12 protein-coding genes are annotated in these 22,026 nt (G+C 67.1%); 7 read left to right on the top strand and 5 right to left on the bottom strand.

The features are described 5' to 3' along the window. The first annotated feature begins 42 nt into the window (after positions 1-42). From E8D38_RS22570 to E8D38_RS22555, 4 genes are all read left to right on the top strand, one after another. The gene (locus E8D38_RS22570; protein ID WP_140635864.1) at positions 43-2,100 is read left to right on the top strand and encodes an alginate lyase family protein; all 2,058 of its coding nucleotides are present in this window, start codon (positions 43-45) and stop codon (positions 2,098-2,100) included. Between the two features lie 110 nt (positions 2,101-2,210). Next, on the top strand, positions 2,211-3,476 hold the full coding sequence (locus tag E8D38_RS22565) for a hypothetical protein (RefSeq protein ID WP_219851836.1): 1,266 nt from the start codon (positions 2,211-2,213) through the stop codon (positions 3,474-3,476). Between the two features lie 83 nt (positions 3,477-3,559). Next, a complete protein-coding gene (locus E8D38_RS22560) occupies positions 3,560-5,953 on the top strand; it encodes a glycoside hydrolase (RefSeq protein WP_219851834.1) in 2,394 nt (797 codons plus the stop codon). A gap of 306 nt (positions 5,954-6,259) precedes the next feature. Further along, positions 6,260-7,021 (top strand): NAD(P)-dependent oxidoreductase, encoded by a 762-nt coding sequence (locus E8D38_RS22555; RefSeq protein WP_140635862.1) that lies wholly within the window; start codon positions 6,260-6,262, stop codon positions 7,019-7,021. A 49-nt stretch (positions 7,022-7,070) separates the two neighbouring features. On the opposite strand, the gene E8D38_RS22550 is transcribed toward E8D38_RS22555, so the two are convergent. From E8D38_RS22550 to E8D38_RS22545, 3 genes are all read right to left on the bottom strand, one after another. Beyond that, a complete protein-coding gene (locus E8D38_RS22550; RefSeq protein ID WP_181179349.1) occupies positions 7,071-7,835 on the bottom strand; it encodes a S8 family serine peptidase in 765 nt (254 codons plus the stop codon). Next, entirely contained in the window at positions 7,748-8,125 is a 378-nt protein-coding gene (locus E8D38_RS28415; RefSeq protein WP_181179347.1) for a hypothetical protein, read from the bottom strand. The genes E8D38_RS22550 and E8D38_RS28415 overlap by 88 nt, the downstream gene beginning before the upstream one ends. A 132-nt stretch (positions 8,126-8,257) precedes the next feature. After that, a complete protein-coding gene (locus E8D38_RS22545; RefSeq protein ID WP_140635858.1) occupies positions 8,258-8,470 on the bottom strand; it encodes a hypothetical protein in 213 nt (70 codons plus the stop codon). A gap of 151 nt (positions 8,471-8,621) precedes the next feature. On the opposite strand from E8D38_RS22545, the gene E8D38_RS22540 reads away from it, so the two are divergent. The 3 genes from E8D38_RS22540 to E8D38_RS22530 all read left to right on the top strand — a co-directional run bounded on the left by E8D38_RS22540 (position 8,622) and on the right by E8D38_RS22530 (position 15,966). Next, positions 8,622-11,174, top strand: a complete 2,553-nt coding sequence (locus tag E8D38_RS22540; RefSeq protein ID WP_181179345.1) for a TonB-dependent receptor — start codon at positions 8,622-8,624, stop codon at positions 11,172-11,174. A gap of 236 nt (positions 11,175-11,410) precedes the next feature. After that, the gene (locus E8D38_RS22535; RefSeq protein ID WP_181179343.1) at positions 11,411-12,610 is read left to right on the top strand and encodes an ABC transporter substrate-binding protein; all 1,200 of its coding nucleotides are present in this window, start codon (positions 11,411-11,413) and stop codon (positions 12,608-12,610) included. Beyond that, the gene (locus tag E8D38_RS22530; RefSeq protein ID WP_140635851.1) at positions 12,607-15,966 is read left to right on the top strand and encodes a response regulator; all 3,360 of its coding nucleotides are present in this window, start codon (positions 12,607-12,609) and stop codon (positions 15,964-15,966) included. The genes E8D38_RS22535 and E8D38_RS22530 overlap by 4 nt, the downstream gene beginning before the upstream one ends. Before the next feature lie 182 nt (positions 15,967-16,148). On the opposite strand, the gene E8D38_RS22525 is transcribed toward E8D38_RS22530, so the two are convergent. Both E8D38_RS22525 and E8D38_RS29380 read right to left on the bottom strand, forming a co-directional pair. Beyond that, complete coding sequence (locus E8D38_RS22525) at positions 16,149-17,297, bottom strand: glycosyltransferase (protein WP_219851832.1); 1,149 nt, start codon at positions 17,295-17,297, stop codon at positions 16,149-16,151. Positions 17,298-17,365: 68 nt separating this feature from the next. Continuing rightward, entirely contained in the window at positions 17,366-21,982 is a 4,617-nt protein-coding gene (locus E8D38_RS29380; protein WP_281286146.1) for a carbohydrate-binding domain-containing protein, read from the bottom strand. Positions 21,983-22,026: the final 44 nt, after the last annotated feature.

Raw genomic sequence — 22,026 nt, 5'->3', positions numbered from 1 at the left:
GACCGAAGTACCGTTGGCTTCCGATGCTTCTGTACTGATCGCATGAGTTCGACCGTTGATCCGCCCGGGTTCCAGATCGCTGCGACCCAAGACCTTCGAGGGAGCGTCGTACCGGCGAACCGCGTTCGCCGCTCGGTCGTCTTCGGGCTGGCCACACTGCCGATGCTTCCAGTCGTTTCCGGATGCGGCGGCAGGCTGGCGGACGGGTCTTCAATTCATTCGGAGAACCCCGGCACGGAGTCCGCAAAGGGCGCATCCGAAACAGGACAGCTCCGCCATGCCGGCGCACTCATCAGCAACGCCGACATCGCGCGCATTCGCGGCCACATCGCGGCCGGCGAGCGACCCTGGTTGGACTGGTGGAACCGGCTGGGCAGCGAACGGGCCATCGACCTGAGCCTCGGGCCGAACCCGCAGGCAGGTGTCTATCGAGCGACCAATGCAGGAACGATGTACTGGGACATCCAGCGGGCGTGGTGCCTGGCGCTGCGCTGGAAGCTGTCAGGCGACACGCGCTACGCCGACAAGGCGGTGGAGACGCTCGATGCCTGGTCGGCCACGCTGACGGAGGTGTGGACCAGGCCTGCGGGGTCCGGTGCGCCGGAGGACTGGACCGGCTGGCTGCTCGCAGGCATGCAGGGCCATCAGTGGGCGCAGGTCGGCGAACTGATGCGGGACTACGAAGGTTGGGCGCCGCAGCGCCTCGCGCGCTTTCAGGACATGCTCGTGAGGGTCTTCGCCCCCCATTCGGTCATCTGGCTCAACGACGTCACCGAGAAATGGCTGCACCTGGAGGCACATGCCAACTGGGACCTCGCGGCCCTGTGCGGAATCATGGCGATTGGCATCTTCTGCGATCGGCACGATCTGTACATGCTCGCGTACAACTACTACACGGCCAATGGCCGAGGCGAGTACCGCCGGATGTTCGGCAACGGCGCGTCGCCGCACAACGTGTACTTCATGCACCCCGGCCACCTGGGGCAGTGGCAGGAAAGCGGACGCGACCAAGGCCATGCGACGCTGGGCATGTCGCTCTGCGGCGCGCTGCTCGAGATGGCGTGGAACCAGGGCGACGACCTGTATGGGCTGCACAACAACCGCTTCCTCGCCGGCGCGGAATACGTCGCCCGCTCCAATCTGAAGGACGCGCAGGGTAATGCCTACGCGATGCCGTTCGCAGTGCAGCGCGAGCCGAACGGCGGCGCATTCTGGACACGTGTGAACCAGTCGTTCCTGAACTACCGCGGCTGCTGGGAACCGATCTACAACCACTACGTCAACCGGATGGGCCTGGCGGCCCCCAACGTCGCTCGCATGCTGGCGCTGTGCGAGCAGAACCACTGGTCGGGCAACGGCGATGACATGGTGTACCCCACGCTGACGCACCGTCGCGCGGCTTACGCCGGGCCGATGAAGGCGCCGTCAGGGTTGAGCGTGATCGGGGTCGATGGCCGAGCGGTGCTGTCCTGGTGGGGCAGTGCGGGGGCCACGAGCTACAAGGTGCAGCGCGGCCAGGCGGCGCCCGGTCCGTTCATGGAGATCGGCGAGGTGCCAGCAGGCGAGGCGACCACGTTCACCGACGCACCGCGCGGTGGCACGTGGTTCTACCGTGTCGTAGCCGTCGCGGCCGACCGCCCGGGCGCTGCACCGGCGTCGGTGGCGGCGCGCATCGCGCTGCCCGGCGAACTGCGTTATGCCCTCGCGCTGAACGACGGCACCGGCACGGCAGCGAGCGGCTGGTGGGTGGACGACGCGGGACGCCGCGTTCGGCTGGATGCGCCGCTCATGGGCGGCGCCACATGGGCCGAGGGGCGGGTGGGCGGCAGCAAGTCGGTCGCCTTCGACGGCCGGATGTCGCACCTCCAGCTTCCGGCCGGGCTGTTCCAGGACCTGAGCGACTTCACGATTGCCGTGTGGGTCCACGCAAACGTGCTGCGCTACGACACCTGCCTACTGTTTGTCGGGCAGGACGGCATCGCCCACATGCGCCTCGTGCCCAAGGGCGGCAACTTCAGGTACTCCATCTGCGCGTCGGGCTATGCGGACGAGCGCACGGATGCATTGACTGCAAAGGAAATCGCGAGTCTTGCAGCCTGAATCCGGTCCGAAGCGTTCCGGATTCGGCATGACGACTCTTCATTTTCCGCACACGGGCCGGCGCATTCTGCGCGGCCTCATCGAATCAGAAACAGCAGCGAGGATCCTGCATGCAGCAGCTTCTGAATGATTGCGCCTTGGCCCCGGAATCAGGCCGGGACGGCGACGGCACGCGCTTGCAGCGAGCGTTGTTCCGGTCCGTCTCGACCGTGCTGCTCGCCTGTCTGGCCGCATGCGGGGATGGCGGTGGCGGTCAACCCACGGGTTCCACCCCCACGCCCGGCGGTCCTCCGGGGTCCTCGCTCACCTTCATGGGCAGCGACACGGTGATGATCGGCGGCGGCATGTCCGACGAGACCGCCGCCAGCGCGCCCTTCGACGTGCGCTATGCCTACGTCCACAGCAAGCCCGCCCCCTCGCCGGACTACTACGAGGCGGCGCTGTGCAAGGACGCGTGGACCAGCTGGTGGGGCTGCTGGCCCGGCAGCACCACCGCACCGGGCACCTACGTGACGTGGTGGAACGACCACGTCGCCCAGGCGACGTGGCAGGGCGCCCCGCGCCCACAGATCTTCTTCTGGACCTGGTACTCGTTGCGCGACCTCGGGGACCTCGCCGGTTCTGGCGACGGTCCGGGCGAGGTCGTGGCGATCACCCGGCTGGATCTGCTCACCCGCTACATGGACGACTACCGCTTCTTCCTCCGCAAGATCGGGAACTCGCGCGTCATGGTCGATCTCGAGCCCGACTTCTGGGGCTATGTGCGCTCGCTCGGCGATCCGCACCAGGTGCCGGCACAGGTCGCCGCCGCCAATCCAGCCGATTGCGGGAAGCACGAAGACAGCGCCGCCGGCCTGGCCCGCTGCCTGATCTCGATGGCCCGCAAGTACGCGCCGAACACCACCGTCGGGATGCACCTGTCCTGCTGGGACTGGCAGAGCAACGCGCGCAAATGTGGTGAGGACTATCTGGATCTCGGTGCGAAGGATGCCGACTTCCTCGTCGCCGACGTTTCCGACCGCGATGCCGGCTGGTACGCCTTGCCGGCCAACGGCGGCTACGACAACTACTGGAACGACGAGAAGGCCGCGCAGGCGCTCGGGTTCTACAAGGCGATGGCAGAGACTGTCGGCAAGCCTGTCGTGCTGTGGCAGATCCCGCTGGGCAACATGGCACTGGACAACACCCTCAACCACTACCGGGATGACAAGGTGGACTGGTTCTTCGGGCACATGGACCAGGTCGCCGACGCCCACATCGCCGCGTTGCTCTTCGGGGCGGGGCATCACGAGCAGACCGCGGCGGAGACCGACGGCGGCAACTTCGTCCGCAAGACCATCCAGTACCGCCTCTCGGGCGGCGTGAAACTCAAATGATCCATCCACAATTCGTAAAGATGACGACGTTCAGTGGGCAGGTGACCCATCCCACGGGGGGCCTCGGGCCATGGCGGCGATCGATGGCTGTCGCGGCCGTCATCGCTTGCCTGGCCGCCTGTGGAGATGAGTCCGGCAGTGCGACCGGTGCGGGCTCCGGCCCTGGCGGTGACGCCGGCGGGGCTCCGCGCACCGGCTGGACGACGGTCAAGATGGGCGGCGGCGGCTACATCCCCGGCATCCTGTACCACCCGACCGTGGCCAACCTGCGCTACGCCCGCACGGACATGGACGGCGTGTACCGCTGGGACGAGGCCCTTTCGCGTTGGACGGCGCTCACCGATGCGTTCGCGCCCGAGGACGGCGGCCACCAGGGTGCCGAGAGCATGGCCGTGGATCCGAACGACCCGGGCAAGGTCTACATGACCACCAGCATGGCGGTGCAATGGGGTAACGGTCGCTTCTACTACTCGTCCGACCGCGGCGACAGCTGGAACCACGTGACGCTGCCCTTTCCGGTCGGCTCGAACAACGGGGGCCGCGGCATCGGCGAGCGGCTCATGGTGGACCCGAATCTTCCGTCGACGATGTTCTATGGCTCCCGCACGGCCGGGCTGTGGAAGAGCACGGACAGCGGGCTGCACTGGAGCCAGGTCACCTCGCTGTCGTCGCGTGTGATGACGAAAGACGAGATGGGCAACGCGAACGGCGGCAGCCCCATCGGGGTCGAGTTCGTGGTCTTCGACACCACGGTGCCGACGAGCGGATTCAAACCCACCGGCACCGCCACGCCCACGCTCTACGTCGGCGTCGCGCCCGACTACCAGGGCCTCGCCGGGTTGTCGTCCTACCTGTACAAGTCGACCGACGGCGGAGCCAGCTGGACCGGCATTCCGCTCCCCGGCGAGGTCGCGGGCGAAGTCACCGGCTCGCCTGCCGTGTCGATCCTTCCGAACCTGCACATCCCGCGCATGGCCCGGGCGGCCGATGGCGTGTTCTACGTGCCGTTCTCCTATGGCCCCGGCCCTGGTGCCGGGGCGCCGTCGTTCCTGTACAAGCTCGACCGTGCCGGCAACTGGACCCAGCTGACCCGCTCCACCAACGGACAACCCGGGGTCGGCAGCTACTACGGCGGCATCGGCGGTGTCTCCGTCCACGGCAGCGGCGCCAGCACGAAGATCGTCTTCGGCGTGACCGGCACGTGGGGCGACAGGGAGTACGTGCAGATTGCCATGGCCTCTTCGGACGCGGGCGCCACCTGGCACGAGATCGGCAGGTCCGGTGACGCCAATGGCAGCCGGAACTACCACGACGTCGGCGGCTACTGGGGCTGGCCCGATGCGGTGCAGATCGACCCCTTCAATCCCAACCACGTGTCGTATGGTCTCGGCGGCGGCATCATGTCGACGCAGGATGCCTTCTCGACCGCGGACTGGAAGCCCCACTGGCGCTTCGATGTCGACGGCATCGAGGAAATGGTCAACCTGGCGATGACCGTGCCGCCGCCCAGCGCCTCCTACGCGCTGCTCAGCGGGCATGGCGATACCGGCCTGTACGTCCACACCTCCCTGACCGCTTCTCCCACGCGCTCTCCGGACCTGGGCGGCGGCAATGGCACCGGCATCGACATGGCATGGAACCGCCCCGAGTACATCGTCGCCGTGGGCACGTTCTTCCCCAAGGGGTCCGCGGTCTCGACCGGCGTGTACTCCAACGACTCGGGTGTCACCTGGACGAACTTCGCAAGTTCACCTCCCACCGCGACGACCACCGGCGACCACTCCAAGGTGGCCGTCACGGCAGATGGCTCGAACATCATCTGGTCGGTCGCGGGCGAGATCCCTTACTACTCCACCGACAACGGCAGCACCTGGCACGCCACGAACCTCCCCAAGCCGGCCGCTGCCTACAACGCGGGCTACCACATCGCGGCAGACCGCAAGAACCCGTTGAAGGTGTACGCCTACGACCACGGCGGCGACTTCTGGAACCCTTCCGATGCGGGCCGCTTCTACACGTCGCGCGACGGCGGGCGCACCTTCACCGCGAGTGCCCAGACCTGGCTGCCGTTCAGCTTCAACAACACCGACATGGCGGTCAACCCGTTCGCCGAAGGCGACATCTGGCTGGCCGACGCCAACAACCTGTGGCACTCGGTCGACTCCGGTGTCACGTGGACGAAACTGCCGGGAACGCAGGTGGGCATGGGCAACACCACCCAGCATGGCGCCATGAAGGTGGCCCTGGGCGTGCCTGCTGCGCGGTCGTCCTACTCGGCGGCCGTCTATTTCGTGGGCCGGCTGCTCGTCGATGGCGTCTACGTCTACGGCGTATTCCGGTCCGACGATGCCGGCTCGAACTGGACCCGAATCGACGATGACGCGCACCGCTTCGGCGGCGTCGGTGCGATCGTCGCTGACACGCGCGCCTACGGCAGGGTGTTTCTCGCGGGTCGAGGCATGAACTACAACCACTGAGCCAACGCCGAGTTTTGACCATGGCCGCTGCCAAGCCAGCGCGTGAATGAGCGCGCTGGCGAGCTCGGTACCCCATCCACCGGTGGCCTTCATCACCACTCGCTCGAGCAGCCCGCCGATCGCTTCCTCGGTGTGATCGAATGTGAAGCACCGCGCCATCCAACCAGGCCACATCAAGCCCAGCCCTGGCAACGTCAATGCCGAAGAAGGACCTGGGTTGCTGCTCAACCGCAGGTGCCTCCAGCGTCTGTTCGACTTGGGATTCTTCGGCGGAATCGAGAGCTTCAACATGCAAAGGCTGCACAAATGACTTCCATCGCGGTTCTCGGTTCAACTGGCAATCTTGGTCGCCACGTTGCTGGACAGGCCCTCGCTGCAGGATGGAACGTGTCTGTCGCCGTTCGAAGCCGAGCCCGGCTGCTCCCCGAGATTGCTGAGCGTGCCAACGTGCTTGACATCGATCTCGCATCCGCCACGTCGGCGCAGATCGCGTCATTCGCCGCTTCGCATGATGCGTTCGTGTCCTGCGCTGGCGTAGTGACTGAAGGAGAGGTCTTCGTCACCTTAGTGGAACGCATTGTCACGGCACTCGATTCAATCGAGCACAACAAGCGCCCAGTGTGCTGGTTTCTCGCTGGCGCGGCGCTACTTCCGCTCGATGGAACCGGGAGACTTGGCGTGGACCTTCCAAAGGTCCGGAGCACCTACTGGCCGCATCGAAAGAACTACGAACGTCTTCAACGGTCCAAACTCGACTGGCGCCTCCTGTGTCCTGGACCAATGGTCGAGCAGGCGCCAGTTGGACTGGAGCGCCTTCGAGTCAGCATTGATTCCTTGCCTGCGCCACTCCCGTCCATCACCAAGGCTTTGCCGGCACCACTGGTTCTCCCGATGTTTGCGATGAAAATTCCAGAAATGATCATCCCGTTCGCGGATGCCGCATCTGTCATGCTTGCAAACGTGTCGCCGGGAGACTCCATGTCAAGGCATCGGGTCGGTGTCGCCTTGCCCCTAGGCATGAAGGGCAAGAAGTCTGAATGGGCAGCACAGCCGCGAAGTGCTGCGTAGCCACTCGGTCGAGGCGAGTCCCAACGGCATTGGGCAAGGCCCGCCTCACCTAGAACGTAGGCCGCAAACGTCGGCTTTGCCGCTGCCTGATGCGGTAGGCCTCCTGTCCGCTATGGGGACCCATAGCGCCCGGACGCCTCGGTCGCCCCCAGCGCCCACCGAAGATCGTTGACAGCACCGCCACGCCGGGCGCTGTCAGCGCCACCTTGGTGCCCCGGTTCGAAAACCCGGCCAGGAAGCTCACATGGCCGCCGATGGCCTGGCCACGGTGCGGGCTCAGCGTCCACTCGAAAAACGTGCCGGCCGGCCAGCTGTTTTCAAGGCCGATCGCCGACACCGCGACCGCCTCCGGATACCGTGCCTGGTAGTCCACCTGCCCGCGGCCATCGTTGCCGGTGGCAGCCACGCAGACGCTGCCGCGCTCCCACGCAAACCGCACCGCGTCGTGCACCGCGGCGTCCGCCATGCTGTCGCCGATGCTCAGGTTGATCAGGTCGCAGCCGTCCAGCGCGGCCTGCTTGATCGCCGCCTGGATCGCGAACGTCGACGCATAAGGATCTCCGGCCTCGAAGATCCGGTAGGCCCGCAGCTTGACCGCACTCGCCTCGCCCCGCCGCCAGCCGGCCGCCGAAGCGGCAATCACCCCGGCCACATGCGACCCATGGCCGTCCTCGTCCCGAAACCGCTGCACCGCCTCGGTGGTGGTGTTGCGGCCGCCCTCCACTTTCAGCGCCGGATGCGGGCCGACACCGGTGTCGACCACCCCGACCCGCACACCGCGGCCATCGCCGGCGCCGGGCTTGCCGTAGACCAACCCCGCACGTCCGGAGCCGACAAATCGATGCGCGGCACCCCCACCTGCATCCCGCCCGGCGCCAGCGGCACCCGCGTCAAGGCCACTGGCCAGCCGCTGTGCCGCGGGTCGACATACACCGCATCCAGCACCCGAACCTTGTCGCTCAGCTGGAAGGCGGCCCGGCCGTAGCGGTCCGTCACGACCTCCACGCCGACGCCCTTCGCCTCGTCGGTCATCACCGTCACCCGGGCATCGGCCAGCCGCTTCGGCTTGTCGCCCTCGAGCACCACGGTCACCGTCCAGTCCATGGCATGACCCGCCCTCACCCGTGGCCGTGATAGCCCGGTGGGATGGTGCTGGAACCACGGCCGTGCTGGCCGCTTCAGCCGGGACCACTGCTCCTCGAGTACCGTGGCATCCGAGGCCGTGGCAGCCCGCAGCTACGCCACCGACAGGTGTTCCCGCTCCACCAGCACCGCCCCGTCCGGCGACGACGCGTTGACCACCTGCAAGGCTGGCAGCGCGTGCGCCTCGGCACGCCGGTCCGCCAGGGTTTTCAGGAGCCGCAGCGGCTGCGCCCGCACCGCCAACTCGGCGGCACCGTGGCGCCGCGGAATCACAACAAAGCGCCTCGGTCGTTGTACTGGATGCATCGGTGAAACCTTCCCTTGTGATGGTTGTGTTGCCGCCAGCCGCAGGCCGCTTACCTTGACAGCCACTTCAGGACCATGGAGCATTTTGTTACCAGGAAGAGGGGGATCCACCGTGAACCAAACGCTTCTGCGCCCGCCAAGGCGGCTGCGCATGACCTCGTTGCGTGCGCAGCTCAGCACGTCATCGCTTGCGGCGTTCCTCGCCGGCCCTGCGATGGCCCAGACCGCGCCGGCTCCGGCGGCCTTGCCTGTATCCGACTCGGCGGACGCTGCACGGTCGGAGGCCCGGCAGGCTGATCCGTTGAACCTCGAGCGCGTCGTCGTGACCGCTACATCAGTGGCGAAGTCCAAGCTCAAGAATTCGCTGTCGGTGACCACGATCGGGGACGACCTCGTCACAGCGTTGAACCCGCAGACGCAGTCTGAAGTGTTGCGCCTCATCCCGGGCATGGTCGACCACGGCGGCAACGGCCCGGGCGGCAACGGCAACATCACCGTGCGCGGATTGCCCATCACCACCGGCGGCGCGCCCTTCGTGCAGATCCAGGAAGACGGGCTGCCGACCGTACTGTTCGGCGACATGAACTTCGGCAACAACGACTACTGGATTCGCTTCAACCGCTCGAACACGATCGAAGCCGTGCGCGGAGGCTCGGCCTCCGTGCTGGCCTCCGGCGCCCCCGGCGCGGTGATCAACTACGTGTCCGACACCGGCGAGGTGCCCGGTGGCGTCATCGGCCTGGAAGGGGGAGTGAACTACAACTCGACGAAGGCCTACTTCGCGGCAGGCCGTGCACTCGCCCGGGACCTGCGCTTCCACATCGACGGCTACGCCATCAAGGGCCGCGGCCTGCGCGACCCCGGGTTCGATGCGCAGAAGGGCTACCAGCTCAAGGCCAACATGACCAAAGGCCTCGGCGAGCTGGGCTTCGTGCGCTTGTACCTGAAGCGGCTCGACGACGCCGAGCCGGTGTACACCGGCTACCCGTCTCTCGTGCACGCAGGCCCGAGCGGCTTCAGCGGCCTGTCGCCGTTCCCAGGCTTCGATGCCCGCACCGGCACCACGGTAGGCATCTACAACGAGCGGATCAACGTGCTCGACAGCACGACCGGCGAGCTGTCGAAGAAGAAGTCCGATGGCCTGCGCCCCGTCGCGAGTGCCTACGGTGCGCAATTGCACCTCACCCCGGGCGGGGGTCTCACGATCGACGACAAGTTCCGCTACACGCAGATGAGCGGCAGCTTCTCGAACAACTTCATGCGCCTGACCAGAGCCTCGAACATCGTCGGCTCCACGGTCAACGGCCAGACCGTTGGCAGCATCGTCTACGCCAACGGCCCGCTGGCAGGCCAGCCGTTCAACGGCACGTATGTCAACACCGGCCCGCAGGTCTACACCCGCATACGCGACATGGGCAGCGTGGCCAACGACCTGAGCGTGAGCAAGGCCTTCGACCTCGCAGGAGGCAGCGTGCAGCTCACCGGCGGCCTGTTCTACATGGACCAGCGCATCGCGCAGGACTGGCACCCGAACGCGCACTACCAAACGCTGGAAGGCGTGAACCCGGCGGGCCTGGACCTGGTCAGCACCACGGGCCAGCTCCTCACCCTCGACGGCGTCTCGAGCTACAACACGGCTTTCGGCCTGGGCGCCAACCGCTCGTACGACATCAGCGCCAAAAACAGTGCGCCCTACCTGAACGCCAACTGGGAAAGCGGCCAGGTCCAGCTCGACGTGGGTGTGCGCCACGACAGGTTGCGCGTGAAGGGCTGGGCCGAGTCGGCCAGCGCCGCCACCACCACCACCGGCCTGATCGGCGGCGCGCTCGTGTCCAGGTCTCTGCTGGACCCGTCCACGCACGAAGCGCTGAACTACACCGCCCGCTACAGCTCGTATTCGGCAGGCGCCCTGTACGCGCTGAACACGGACACGAGCGTGTTCGCGCGTGTCAGCCACGGCGGCCGCTTCAACGTCGACCGCAACATCCTGTCGGGCTACACCAATCCCGATGGCTCCCTCAACGAATCGGGCAGACAGAAGGTCGTCAGCCGAGTGAAGCAGCAGGAACTCGGCATCAAGAACCGCGGGCAGTTCGGCAGCCTGCGCTACGGCACCAACGCGACGCTGTTCCACAGCACCTACGATTCGTCGAACTTCGACCTGACGAGGGGACCCACGGGCACCTATTTCCAGAGCGGCTACAAAGCAACCGGCCTTGAGCTGGAAAGCTCTTTCAGGTCCGGCGGGTTTGCGATGCTGGCCAACATCACCTGGATCGACGCAAAGGTCACTGCCAACGCCCAGGGCCCCGACCCGCAGAACCTGGTTTCGTCCGGCGTCGGCAATCGGCCAGCGAGGATGCCGCGCTTGCTGTACGTGCTCGCGCCCAGCTACCGGGTCGGCGGCTTCACCGGGGGCGTGATGCTCGTCGGCCGCGGGCGCAACAGCGTCGACACCGTCTCCCAGTACGAGGCACCGTCGGAGGTGCAGGTTCACCTGAACGCACACTGGGAGTTCCTGCCCGGCGCCACGCTGAGCCTGAACGTGCACAACCTGTTCGACAAGCTGCTGGCTGACGGCCACATGAGCCCGGGCAGCCTGGCCAGCCTGCAGGCCAACGGCACGATCGATGGCCTGCCGATCGGCACAGGTGCCGCCGTCAACGGTAGGGCAGTCGTGCTTGGCATCAACTACGCGTTCTGAACACCCCGGGCCGTGAAGACCAAGACCGCGATCCGGCCCGCTTCGCTCAAGGCAGAACGAAACACTGCACCAGAGGTTCCCGTGAGATGGTTTCCCTCCGTGCCAACGACATTCGATCCTGCCCGATGCAGAGCCTGGCCGTGCGCTTGACTGGAGCTGCCGTGGCCGCCGGAGCCTTCCTCGTGGGGCTGGCGAACGCCGCCCCGCCGGCTGGGAAGCCCCCCCCGGCCGCCGCCATGAGCATCATCACCGTGTGGGCGCCTGCCCGCCCGAACATCGGGGAGTACCCGGAGATCACGGAAGCGGCCAAGGCCTTCAACCTCCAGCAGCGTGCCGTCAAGGTGGACGTCCACTTCTCCAGTGTCTGGCGGTATGACGAAATGGTGCGCAATGCGGCGATGGGCAACCGGTTGCCGTGCGTGATCTCGCTCGATGGCCCTCTCCTGTCCAGCTATGTGTGGTCCGGCTATCTGCAAGCGCTCGACCCGTTCGTGCCCAAGGCGCTGCTGAATGACCTGCTGCCTTCGATCATCAAGCAGGGCACCTACAACGGCCGTCTGTATTCGCTCGCGCAAACCGACTCAGGATTGGGGCTGTGGGGCAATCGCCGCCTTCTTCGCGCAGCCGGTGTGCGCGTGGCCACGCTGGAAGCGCCATGGAGCCTTGCGGAATTCGAGCAGGCTTTGCAGAGACTCACCGCACTGGAGGATGTGGACTACGCGATCAACTTTTCCATCTACTACGTCCGTAGCGAGTTTTCGGCCTATGCGTTTTCGCCGATCTTGCAGGGCTTCGGTGGTGACCTGATCGATCGATCGGACTTCCAGTCGGCCAAGGGGGTTCTCGACGGACCGGCGTCGGTTGAGGCCATGAAGCGCTTTCAACAGTGGTTTCGCAAAGGCTGGAGCAAACCTGTCGTCGATCGAGCCGACGACTTCGAACGGGGGCGGGTCGCACTGTCCTGGACCGGGCACTGGAGGTACAAGCCCTATCGCAAGGCGCTGGGCGACGACCTGGTGCTGATGCCGCTGCCTGACTTCGGGCATGGCATCAAGACAGGCATGGGGAACTGGAGCTGGGCCATCAGCAGCACGTGCAAGGAGCCGGCTGCGGCTTGGGCCTTCATTGCCCACCTCATGTCACGCGAGGAAATCCGGCGCATGGCGGATGCCAGCGCCTCCGTGCCCGCGCGCCGCTCCGTGCCGGCCCGCACGCTGCTGTACGGGCCGAATGGGCCGTTGCGCATGTTCGCGCTGCAACATGCCGCCGGCCTGGGCGTGCCGCGCCCTGCGACGCCCGCCTACGTCACCATCAGTCCAGTCTTTGCCAAGGCGGTCAGCGCCATCGTCAATGGCGGCGACGTGCAGGTCGAGCTCAGCAAGGCGGCCGAGATCATCGATGCGGACATTGCAAGGAATCTCGGTTACCGTCCATGACGTCCGGCATCCAGCGCAAGATCCTGCTCGTGCTGATTGGCGTGCTGGCGCTGACCACCGCACTGTACGCGCTGCTCGCATCGTATTCCACCAATCGGCAGAACGAGGAATCCGCTTTCGCAGCGCTCGATCGCGACCTGAACTCCTGGCAGGATGAACTACAAGACCTGACGCTGCGCCTGCGAGAGGTGGCCCTGGGTGCTGCTGGCGACCCGACGCTGTCGAACCAGCTGGCTGATCTGGTTGCGCGCGAGATCTCGGCCGACCGCATCAGCGCCACCGCCGACCGCGTGGAGATCGACCGGACAATCGCCTTCAGCAAGGCAGTCTCGATCAACAGACTGAATCGCGAACTGCGCTCGGGCGGCTTTTCGAGCATCAGTGTCTATGCCGGCGGCAGCTTGCGCTACTACGTATCCAGCGCCGAGGCGGGAATGACGGTGCGAAGGCGAAGCGGCAGCGAGGTATGGGTCAAGGCTGCGGTCGACGCCAAGGGAAATCTGCCGCTGCAAAGCTGGCCCGCCTGGCCTGAGGGGAGCCCCCGAGTCCTGGGCGATGGCCCCAAGGCCGACCTGCGACAGCCCCGTGTGTCGTTTGCGTTCCCGACGCCGGAGAGCACCGCGATCGAGATCAGCGTACCGCTGCAGGCGCAGGCGACGGACTTTCTCAGTCAGGCCAGTGGCTTGCCGAGGGCGCGCGGCTATTCAGACGTCGAGATAGCCGGCGCCGACCGCGAGGTGAACGCCATGGCGGGCCCGCCGCCGGACGTATTTGCCGTGCTGGTCTTCCGCAAGCTCATCGACGGTGCCTACTTGCAAGGCATCGCCAGGAAGACCGGAAACCTGCCGGTCCTGGTCTCCGCCGATGGCGAGCACCTGCAGCAACACATGCTCCCCGAGCTCGGCGCAGCGCGGTTGAAGGCTCTGCAGACGGCCCGGCTCAAAGGCAGCACGACAAGTCTGCGCGACACCATTTCGACTGCGCAGGGATCCTTCTACGTCATCCTGCACCCCTGGACGTTCGAGGAGCAAATGCCCTTCACCCTCGGCATGGCCCTGTCTCGCTCGGGAGCGCTGCAGAACATCCGTGAAACGGTCGCGGTGATCCTGATGGCGTCGCTGCCGATCCTGCTGCTGGGCGCGACGCTGGGGGTCTTCTGGGTGCGGCGATTCCTCGCCCCCATTCTGGCGCTGACCTCCGCGGTAAAGGGGATCGCAGCGAGGAGCCGGTCCGCGGGTGGCGGCAGCGGCGATTCGCCGAGCGCGGGGGGCGAACTGCGCCCCGTCGTGGTCGAGGCGCCGGACGAAGTCGGCGAACTGGCGAGAGCCTTCAACGTGATGGTGGCCGAGCTGGGGCAGGCCTTCCAGACGCTGGAGCATCGCGTCGCGGAGCGCACCACGGACCTGGCGCTGGCACGTGACGCTGCCGACGCCGCCAACCGCGCCAAGAGCGACTTCCTGGCCAACATGAGCCATGAGATCCGCACGCCGATGAACGCCATCCTCGGCATGTCGTACCTGGCGCTGCAGAGCGAGCTCGATGCGCGGCAGCGCAACTACGTCGAGAAAGTGCACGCAGCAGCCGATTCGCTGCTGCACATCATCAACGACATCCTCGACTTCTCCAAGATCGAGGCCGGCAAGCTGGAGATCGAGACCATCGCGTTCCAGCTGGGCGACGTGCTTGACCAGCTGGCCAACGTGGTGGGCATGCGTGCCGAGCAGAAGGGGCTGGAGCTGCTGTTCATGCTGCCACCCGACCTGCCCACCGCGCTGCTGGGCGATCCCACGCGGCTGGGCCAGATCCTCCTGAACCTGGGCAACAACGCGGTGAAGTTCACCGACCGCGGCGAGGTCACGGTGGCGGTATCCCTCGTTTCGCGCGAGGCAGGGCGCGCGACGCTTCGCTTCGAAGTGCGCGACAGCGGCATCGGCATGGCGCCCGAAGTTCGCGAGCGCCTGTTCCAGCCTTTCGCGCAGGCCGACGCGTCCATGAGCCGGCGCTATGGAGGCACCGGCCTGGGCCTGGCGATCTGCCGGCATTTGGCCGACTGCATGGGCGGCTCCATCGGCGTCGAGAGCGAACCCGGCCGCGGCAGCACCTTCCATTTCACACTGCCCTTCGGTTTGCAGCCTGGCAGCCAGCCGTTGCCGCAGGCCGGCGAGCTGCAGGGCGTGCGTGTGCTCGTTGTCGACGACCATCCCATGGCGCGTGAGCTGCTGCAAGCCTTGCTGGAATCCCTGGGCTTGCAGGCGCAGGCGGCAGCCGACGGCGAGGCCGCGCTGGCCGCCGTGGCTCGCGCCGATGCCGAGGATCGCCCGTTCGAACTCCTGCTGCTCGACTGGCGCATGCCCGGCATCGATGGCATCGAATGCGTGGCCCGGCTCGTGCAGCGCGGCGGCAGGCATCCGCCGCCGTTGGTGCTGATGGTCACTGCCTTCAACCGCGACCAGGCCGAAGACCAACTGCGGGCGCGCCACCTCCAGGTGGCGGCCCTGCTGCCCAAGCCCGTCACGCCCTCGACACTGCTCGACAGCTGCCTGGTCGCACTTGGACGACCGGTGGCGCACCTCCGGCGCCGCGAACAGCGGCAGGAGCAGCTGCAGGCGCACCAGGCCAGCCTGTCGGGTGCGCGCATCCTGCTCGTGGAGGACAACCCCATCAACCAGGAACTGGCCTGCGACCTTCTGCAGCGGGCACGCATCGACGTGGTGGTGGCCTGCGATGGCCGGGAGGCGCTGTCCAAGCTCGAAGGTGAGCGCTTCGATGCCGTGCTCATGGACTGCCAGATGCCGGTGATGGACGGCTACGAGGCGACACGCGCGCTGCGCCTGCGCCCCGAACTGAAGGATCTGCCGGTGATCGCGATGACGGCCAATGCCATGGCGGGTGACCGCGAGAGGGTGCTCGCCGCGGGCATGAACGACCACATCGCCAAGCCGGTCAACGTGGTCGAGCTGTTCGCAACCCTGGGGCGTTGGGTGCGGGCCCCTGGCGGGCCATCGCTCAACGCGCTTGCTGGGATGGACACACGCGCCGGCCTGGCGTCGGTGAGGGGCAACGTGGCGCTGTACCGGAGGTTGCTGAGCATGTTCTGCGAGCGCGAGGCCGATTTCGAGGTGCGCTTGCGCAGCGCGCGGGCGAATGGCGACACGGAGGCAGCCATTCGCTGCGCGCACGATCTCAAGGGCGTGGCCGGCACGCTGGGCATGTTCGACCTGCAGCAGGCAGCCGAGGCGCTGGAGACCGCGTTGGTCGCAGCAGAGGGGGACGGCGCGATAGAGCCCCTTTTTCAGGCGGTAATCCATCAGCTCGAACCGTTGATGCGCACGCTGCCAGAGTGGACGGGTACCTGAGTCGTGTGGTGGCTCGAGATGGCTGCCAGTCGTTGGGAACAGTGCTGATCTCTTCGTACCTTCCGAAGAATTGATCATGAGTTCTCCCGCCACGATCTGCGAAGGCCGAGCTTGGATTCACGGTCTCTGTCACATCCCGGTCATTGAGGTGCCTGCGAGGACCTCTGCGTCGGTGGCCGGTTTCAAGGGCGGGCGTCGCCGATGGCCGGCACTGCGGCGCCTCTGACGGCATGGCCGGTGAAGTGAGCCAGTTCCGCGGCCCAATCCTTTCGGGCGTATCGATGTGCGACGTCTTGCGCACCTTGCAGCAGCGAGCGCGAAAGCAACAGCCGTACAGCATCATCGAGCCGGTCGCCGCCTCGCACCACCACACCGGCTCCGGCCTGCGCCACACGCCGAGACACCAGCCATTTCTCGACATCGCTGGGCAGCATCAGCTGCGGCTTTCCGGCCAGCAGGGCCTGGCACACGAACGTGGTGGATCCGTAGTTGACGACCGCATCTGCCGAGCGCAGCACTTCGCCCATGGGTGCCGGGCGTTCCACCACATGCACGGCGGGGCCGAGATCGGGCCGCATGGTGGCTTGCGCCCCCGGACAGACACACAGGACGTTCGCGCCGGCCTGGGCGAGCGCGCGCAACGTGTCCCACACCGGCGCAGCCGGCCTCAGGTACGCAAACACCCGCGGCGCTTGCGACCCTGCAGCGTCGGGCCACGGGGCCATTTCGGTATCGCCCGGCGCCCCCAGCGGCCCGACGTAGCGGGATTCACCGGCGCGTGCGTCGCCATAGGGGTCGGTTTCCGGAACACAGTCCAGCCATCGTGTCGGGTGCGCCAGGAAGCTCCGCAGCGACGCGTCGCGCCCGACCGCGCGCGCCACCGACCGGATGACCTCGTCCAGCGCGGCCACTTTGCGAGCATTGGTGCGCTCCATGTAGGGACCGCGCACCCCCCAGCCAAAGGGCGGGCAGCCGGGCGGAGGCGCGTCAAATCCATTGGTGACCTGCGCAGCACGCAGCCCCGCGAGGTGAGCGGCCAACTGGGCCGCCGGCGCGTAGTCGAGCACCACGGCGGCGGGCCGCACCTGCGCAAACAGTTGCAGCCACGCCTGCACAGCCTTCAGCAACGCTGCGGCATCGGCGAATCCCAAGCCCAGCAGGACGTCGGCATACGACACCGGCGCGCGAGCCGCAACCACCCGTGCAAGCGTCGGAGCAGCCCAACGCATGCGCCCCGTCCGCACGAAGGCCTCGTCATCGAGCCGGGCAAGGGGCAAGGCCCAGACAGGCTCAGCACCCGCCTGGGCCGTCGCATGTGCCAGTGCCAGCATGCGGGAGACGTGACCGAAATTGTGGCCATGCTCCCAGGCGAACAGCACCTTGGGCGAAGACTGCCCGCTCAATGCCAGTTCGCCGCGATCACCGGCTGCAACGTGGCCTGATACGACGCGGCCAACGTGGTTTCGCCTTCGGCCGGCGCGGCAAAGCCAGCCATGGCATCCACCAGCGCCTGCACCTGCGTGTTCAGCAGCGTGCTGCCGTCGGACAACTCGATCGTCTCCACCTGCCGGCCCACATCCGCATACCAGCCGTCGATCGTGAAGCGGTCGGCACTGCCGATGACCGAGAGCTCCAGGTCGTCACCCAGCTGGCGGAACCACAGCTGATCGGCCGTCACACCGCCCATGACCTCCAGCCGGTCATGGCCGCCCGCATCGCTGAGTGTGTCGGCACCTTCGCCGCGACCCCATCGGTACAGGTCGTCCGAGGCGGTGGCGCGGTCGACCAACTGGTCGGCTCCGGCGCCGCCCAGGTAGACGTCGTCGCCCGCGCCGCCAACCAACGTGTCGTTGCCGCTACCGCCATCCAGCATGTCATCGCCGGATGTTCCCGCACCGGCAAAGGCCAGCGCCGGCACGGTGAAGCGCAAGGCACCGTTCCACAGCAGGCCGTTCTGTCCGGCAATGGTGTTCACGCCATCGAATGCCTGTGCACCGGCACCCCTGTCGATCACCACCCCGGCGTCGGTCGTGCGCATCGCGTGCTCGCCCACCGTCACCAGCGACACCCACAGGTTGCGGTCCTGGCCGTTGGCGTAGTAGTCGTTGGTGAACACGACGTCCAGCCGCGCGTCGCGGCCCAATTCGGCGGCCACGTCGAATCGGTAGTCGGTGTACATCGTGCTGTCGACTTGCGTCTCACCGACCAGCTCGCCATCGAGCCACAGCTGCATGCGCGCGCCCACGCCGTTGACCAGCTGGGCGCGGGCACGCACCACCACCGGGGTGGTGGCGGCATCGCCGCGCAGCTTGTCATCGCCGGCGCCGCCATAGAGCGCGTCGTCGCCGGCACCTCCAAGCAAGGCATCGGCCCCGGCGCGCCCCTCCAGCCGGTCATTGCCTGCGGCGCCGTTCAGCAAGTCCGAGGCTGTGCCGCCCTGCAACAAGTCCCCCCTGCCCGTGCCGGACAGGTCCAGCGGAGCCGCTGGCTCCTCGTTCACCGGCAACGCTGCCAGCAGCTGCTGCACGCTCAGCAAGGTGCCGTCGGCGAACCGGAAGCGCTCCACACCTTCCATGGACACCTCGCGCGAGAGGATCTCGGCGCGCGTCGCGCCCGGAAACCCTCGCTCCAGGGCTTCGTCGCTCAGCAGCGGCGCCGTGCCTCCCTGCGCAGTACGCGGGCTGTAGTCGATCTGGAGGAAGGGGCGACCTTGAAGCAGCAGCTCGAGGGTCTGCAAGCCCGTCGAAGGATCAACTGATCCCCAGCGGTAGCTCAGGTCCTGCAGTGCCACACCGGCGTCGAACTCAACCACGTCCAGGTTCGCGTCGTTCAGCCTTCCGCCATATGACAGAAAGCTGTAGTCAGCCGCCGGATCGAACGACGCCAGGTCGGCGATGCGATCCACATCGCGCCCGGTGGCTTCGATGTAGTAGGTGTCGGCCCCGGCCTGCCCGTCGAGCCAGTCGCTGCCCGAGCCGCCGCGGATGAAGTCATGACCTTCTGTGCCCGACGCTGCGTCGTCCCCATCACCCAGGTCGATCCAGGCGCCCAGACCTCTTTGGTAGTGCTGCGTGTTGAAGCTGGAGTAATCGGCCCATGGCATGACACTCCAGTCGCTGTCACGGGTTGCCCACGACGTGCCCCATGCGTCGTAGAGGCTGTTGAGTGCAACGCGATCGTTGCCGGCACCCGTTTCAATCGAGCCGCGGAACCGCGCGGGCCTCGACCTGTCCGTGCCGGCCGGCAGGACCACGTCATCGCCATCCGTGCCGCTGATGAGTGCCTGGGTGGCGGTGTCTGCGGGAGACGCCACCGTGTAGGTCTCGGTCACGGTCTCGTAGCCCACGATCCGCCGTTGCGAGGTGAGCCCGGAACCCGAAGGGGTGTCGGGCGGGATGATGACGCCGAGGAGGTTGCCCCGCCCGTCGGTGGATCCCGATGCGTCCGGCATCCTTGGACCACGCACCTGGATCGCATCGCTGGGATAGGGGCCATAGTTTGCAAGCTCGGACAGCGGCACGAAGCGTCCGCTCAGCGCCGGGGAGTTCGTGACGCTCGTCGTCTCATAGACCGGCTCTGTCCGTGTTTGCGTCACGGTTCTGACCGTCTCGCCGTCGGTCAGGTACGCCTCGTGCGCCAGGACCCGCCCCTCCAGCATTTGCAGGTGCTCTTGCCGAACGTGCACCGGCACCGTGAAGGGTTCGGGGAATGCCGAGTCGCGACGCTGGCCCTGGGTGCGCAGCTGCCACAGCTGCTCATCGACGAAGCGCTGCCTGCGGGCAGACAGGTCGACGCCCGCCTGCACCGCATGCTCCGCGACATAGTCGCCCAGCACGTGCGTGTTGCCCGAGCCAATGCGGATTCGCCAGCTCGCGGCGACGGCAGGATCGTTGCCGTAGCCGCTGATCCGCACGAGCGAGCTGGGTCCGCTGCTCAGCAGGAGGTCGTTGCCGTCCAGCGCCATGCTCACTTCACCATCGAACTCGAGCAGCCCTCGCTCTCCCGCCGTCACCTCGATGAGGTCATGACCGCTGTCACCGCCGAACCGATAGGTGTTGAAGCCCGCCCCCCCTGCGAGACGGTCGTCGCCGGCACCACCCTCGAGCACGTCGTCGCCGCCATGCCCCTGGATGTGGTCGTTGGCTTGCGTGCCGGCCAACAGGTCATCCGTTTGCGAGCCGTGGATGATGCCGTCGTCGTCAGGCGCCCGCACCAGCAGCGGCGCGACGATCTCGCTCATGGAGAGCACCGTGCCGTCGGCAAACTGGAGCTCGCGAATGGTCCCCTCGGCGCCGGGGTCCAGAACCAGCCGATCACCATTTCCGTAGCTGATGGCCAGATGCACCCCGCGCAGCGAAGTGCCTTCGCGCAGATTGCTGAGCTGCAGGTCTGCCGCGGTGATGCCCTCGCCAAAGCGGATCACGTCGAGCGCGTCACCATCACCGGGCTGTGCCGTGATCCAGTCCTCGCCGCTTCCGCGGGACAGCAGGTAGACATCGGCAGCGCCGTCGTCGCCGGCGGCCGTGTTGGCATTGAGCGTGTCCCGGCCCGCCCCACCTGCCAGCAGGTCGCTGCCCGTCCCGCCGACCAACATGTCGGCGCCAGCCCCGCCTTCGACCCGGTCGTCACCCGCTGCGCCGTCCAGGAAGTCGGCACCGGAGCCGCCTGCGAGGTGATCCCGCCCGGCCGAGCCGAGCAGCGTCTGAGCCGTGGCGAGGCTGTCCGACCACCTCAGCCCTTCGCCAGCCCGCCACAGGGCCGAGCGCACTTCGCCCCCTGAACTGCCGGCATCGACAATCGACTGCAGCGAGCGCGCCTCGCCATCACCCGTCTGCAGCGTCATCGACGACAGGTTCGAGGCCGCTCCCAGAGCCACCGCGGCTGTGTTGCCCACGGCCACGTACACCGTGCCGTCCTGCACGAACACCTGCGTATCGGCCGCTTCGGTGCCGCTGCCGGCGATGCGAATCGTGCTGGTGCCGCTCGCGTCGTTGACCACTGGCACGATCTGGGTCATCACACCGTTGACGACGGACGGCGCCTGCTGCGTGATCAGGTAGACGTCATCGCCCTCGCCGCCGTCGAGGTAGTCGTCCCCGTCGCTCACCAGCGTGTCGTTGCCGGCTCCGCCGAGCAGGGCATCCAGGCCGGTGCCGCCGTCCAGCCGGTCGTCGCCCGAGCCGCCCAGCAACGCATCATTGCCCGAGCCGCCCAGCAGCGTGTCGTTGCCGCCGCCACCCGCCAGCTGGTCGTTGCCATCACCGCCGTCGAGGTGGTCGTCGCGGTCGTTGTCGCTTTCGGCATGGCTGTTGAGGCCATCGCCCAGCAGCACGTCGTTGCCCGCCCCGCCCAGCAGCGTGTCGGCCCCGCCGTTGCCGGCCAGGTTGTCGTCGCCGTCGCCGCCATCGAGGTAGTCCGCCGCATGCGCGGACGCCTCCAGGGACTCGTCGTCACCGAGCATGGTGTCGTTGCCGGCGCCGCCGTACAGGACGTCGGCCGCGCCGCCGCCCGTCAGGCGGTCGTCGCCTTCTTCGCCGTCCAGATAGTCGATGCCGTGAGCCGACGCAGCGACGCTCTGCGCGTCATCGTCACCCCACAGGTTGTCATTGCCGGTGCCGCCGAACAAAGTGTCCCGGCCCCCGCCGCCGACGAGCTGGTCGTTGCCCGCCTCGCCGTCGAGGTGGTCGCTGCCGTGCGCGGAAACAGCCACACGGTCTTGCGTGTCGTCGCCCCACAGCTGGTCATTGCCCGCACCGCCGAACAGCGTGTCGTCACTGCCCTGGCCCGCCAGCTGGTCGTTGCCGTCTTCGCCGTCGAGATAGTCGCGCCCGTGAACCAGCACGTCCACCTTGTCGCCCGCGTCGTCGCCGAAGAGCAGGTCGTCGCCGACGCCGCCGAAGAGCTCGTCGTCGCGGCCGCTGCCCCATATCTGGTCGGCCCCGGCACCACCATCCAGGTAGTCGTTGCCGTGCGTGCTCAGGGGTGCGCGAACCGGATCACGGTCGTCGCCGACCATGTAGTCGGCGTCGTCGCCTCCGTAGATTTCGTCACTGCCGCCCT

The sequence above is a fragment of the Methylibium rhizosphaerae genome (genome assembly GCF_006386545.1).
Classification (GTDB): Bacteria; Pseudomonadota; Gammaproteobacteria; order Burkholderiales; family Burkholderiaceae_C; genus Pseudorivibacter; species Pseudorivibacter rhizosphaerae.
Note: the sequence above shows the minus strand (reverse complement) of the source record. Positions and strands in the feature narration are given on the sequence as shown.

Excerpts from the sequence above, each read along its gene's own strand:
- E8D38_RS22545 (WP_140635858.1), bottom strand. The coding sequence starts at position 8,470 with ATGCATCCAGTACAACGACCGAGGCGCTTTGTTGTGATTCCGCGGCGC.
- E8D38_RS22570 (WP_140635864.1), top strand. The coding sequence starts at position 43 with ATGAGTTCGACCGTTGATCCGCCCGGGTTCCAGATCGCTGCGACCCAA.
- E8D38_RS22530 (WP_140635851.1), top strand. The coding sequence starts at position 12,607 with ATGACGTCCGGCATCCAGCGCAAGATCCTGCTCGTGCTGATTGGCGTG.
- E8D38_RS22555 (WP_140635862.1), top strand. The coding sequence starts at position 6,260 with ATGACTTCCATCGCGGTTCTCGGTTCAACTGGCAATCTTGGTCGCCAC.
- E8D38_RS22565 (WP_219851836.1), top strand. The coding sequence starts at position 2,211 with ATGCAGCAGCTTCTGAATGATTGCGCCTTGGCCCCGGAATCAGGCCGG.
- E8D38_RS22525 (WP_219851832.1), bottom strand. The coding sequence starts at position 17,297 with ATGCTGGCACTGGCACATGCGACGGCCCAGGCGGGTGCTGAGCCTGTC.
- E8D38_RS22560 (WP_219851834.1), top strand. The coding sequence starts at position 3,560 with ATGGCTGTCGCGGCCGTCATCGCTTGCCTGGCCGCCTGTGGAGATGAG.
- E8D38_RS22540 (WP_181179345.1), top strand. The coding sequence starts at position 8,622 with ATGACCTCGTTGCGTGCGCAGCTCAGCACGTCATCGCTTGCGGCGTTC.
- E8D38_RS22535 (WP_181179343.1), top strand. The coding sequence starts at position 11,411 with ATGAGCATCATCACCGTGTGGGCGCCTGCCCGCCCGAACATCGGGGAG.
- E8D38_RS28415 (WP_181179347.1), bottom strand. The coding sequence starts at position 8,125 with ATGGACTGGACGGTGACCGTGGTGCTCGAGGGCGACAAGCCGAAGCGG.
- E8D38_RS29380 (WP_281286146.1), bottom strand. The coding sequence starts at position 21,982 with ATGGTCGGCGACGACCGTGATCCGGTTCGCGCACCCCTGAGCACGCAC.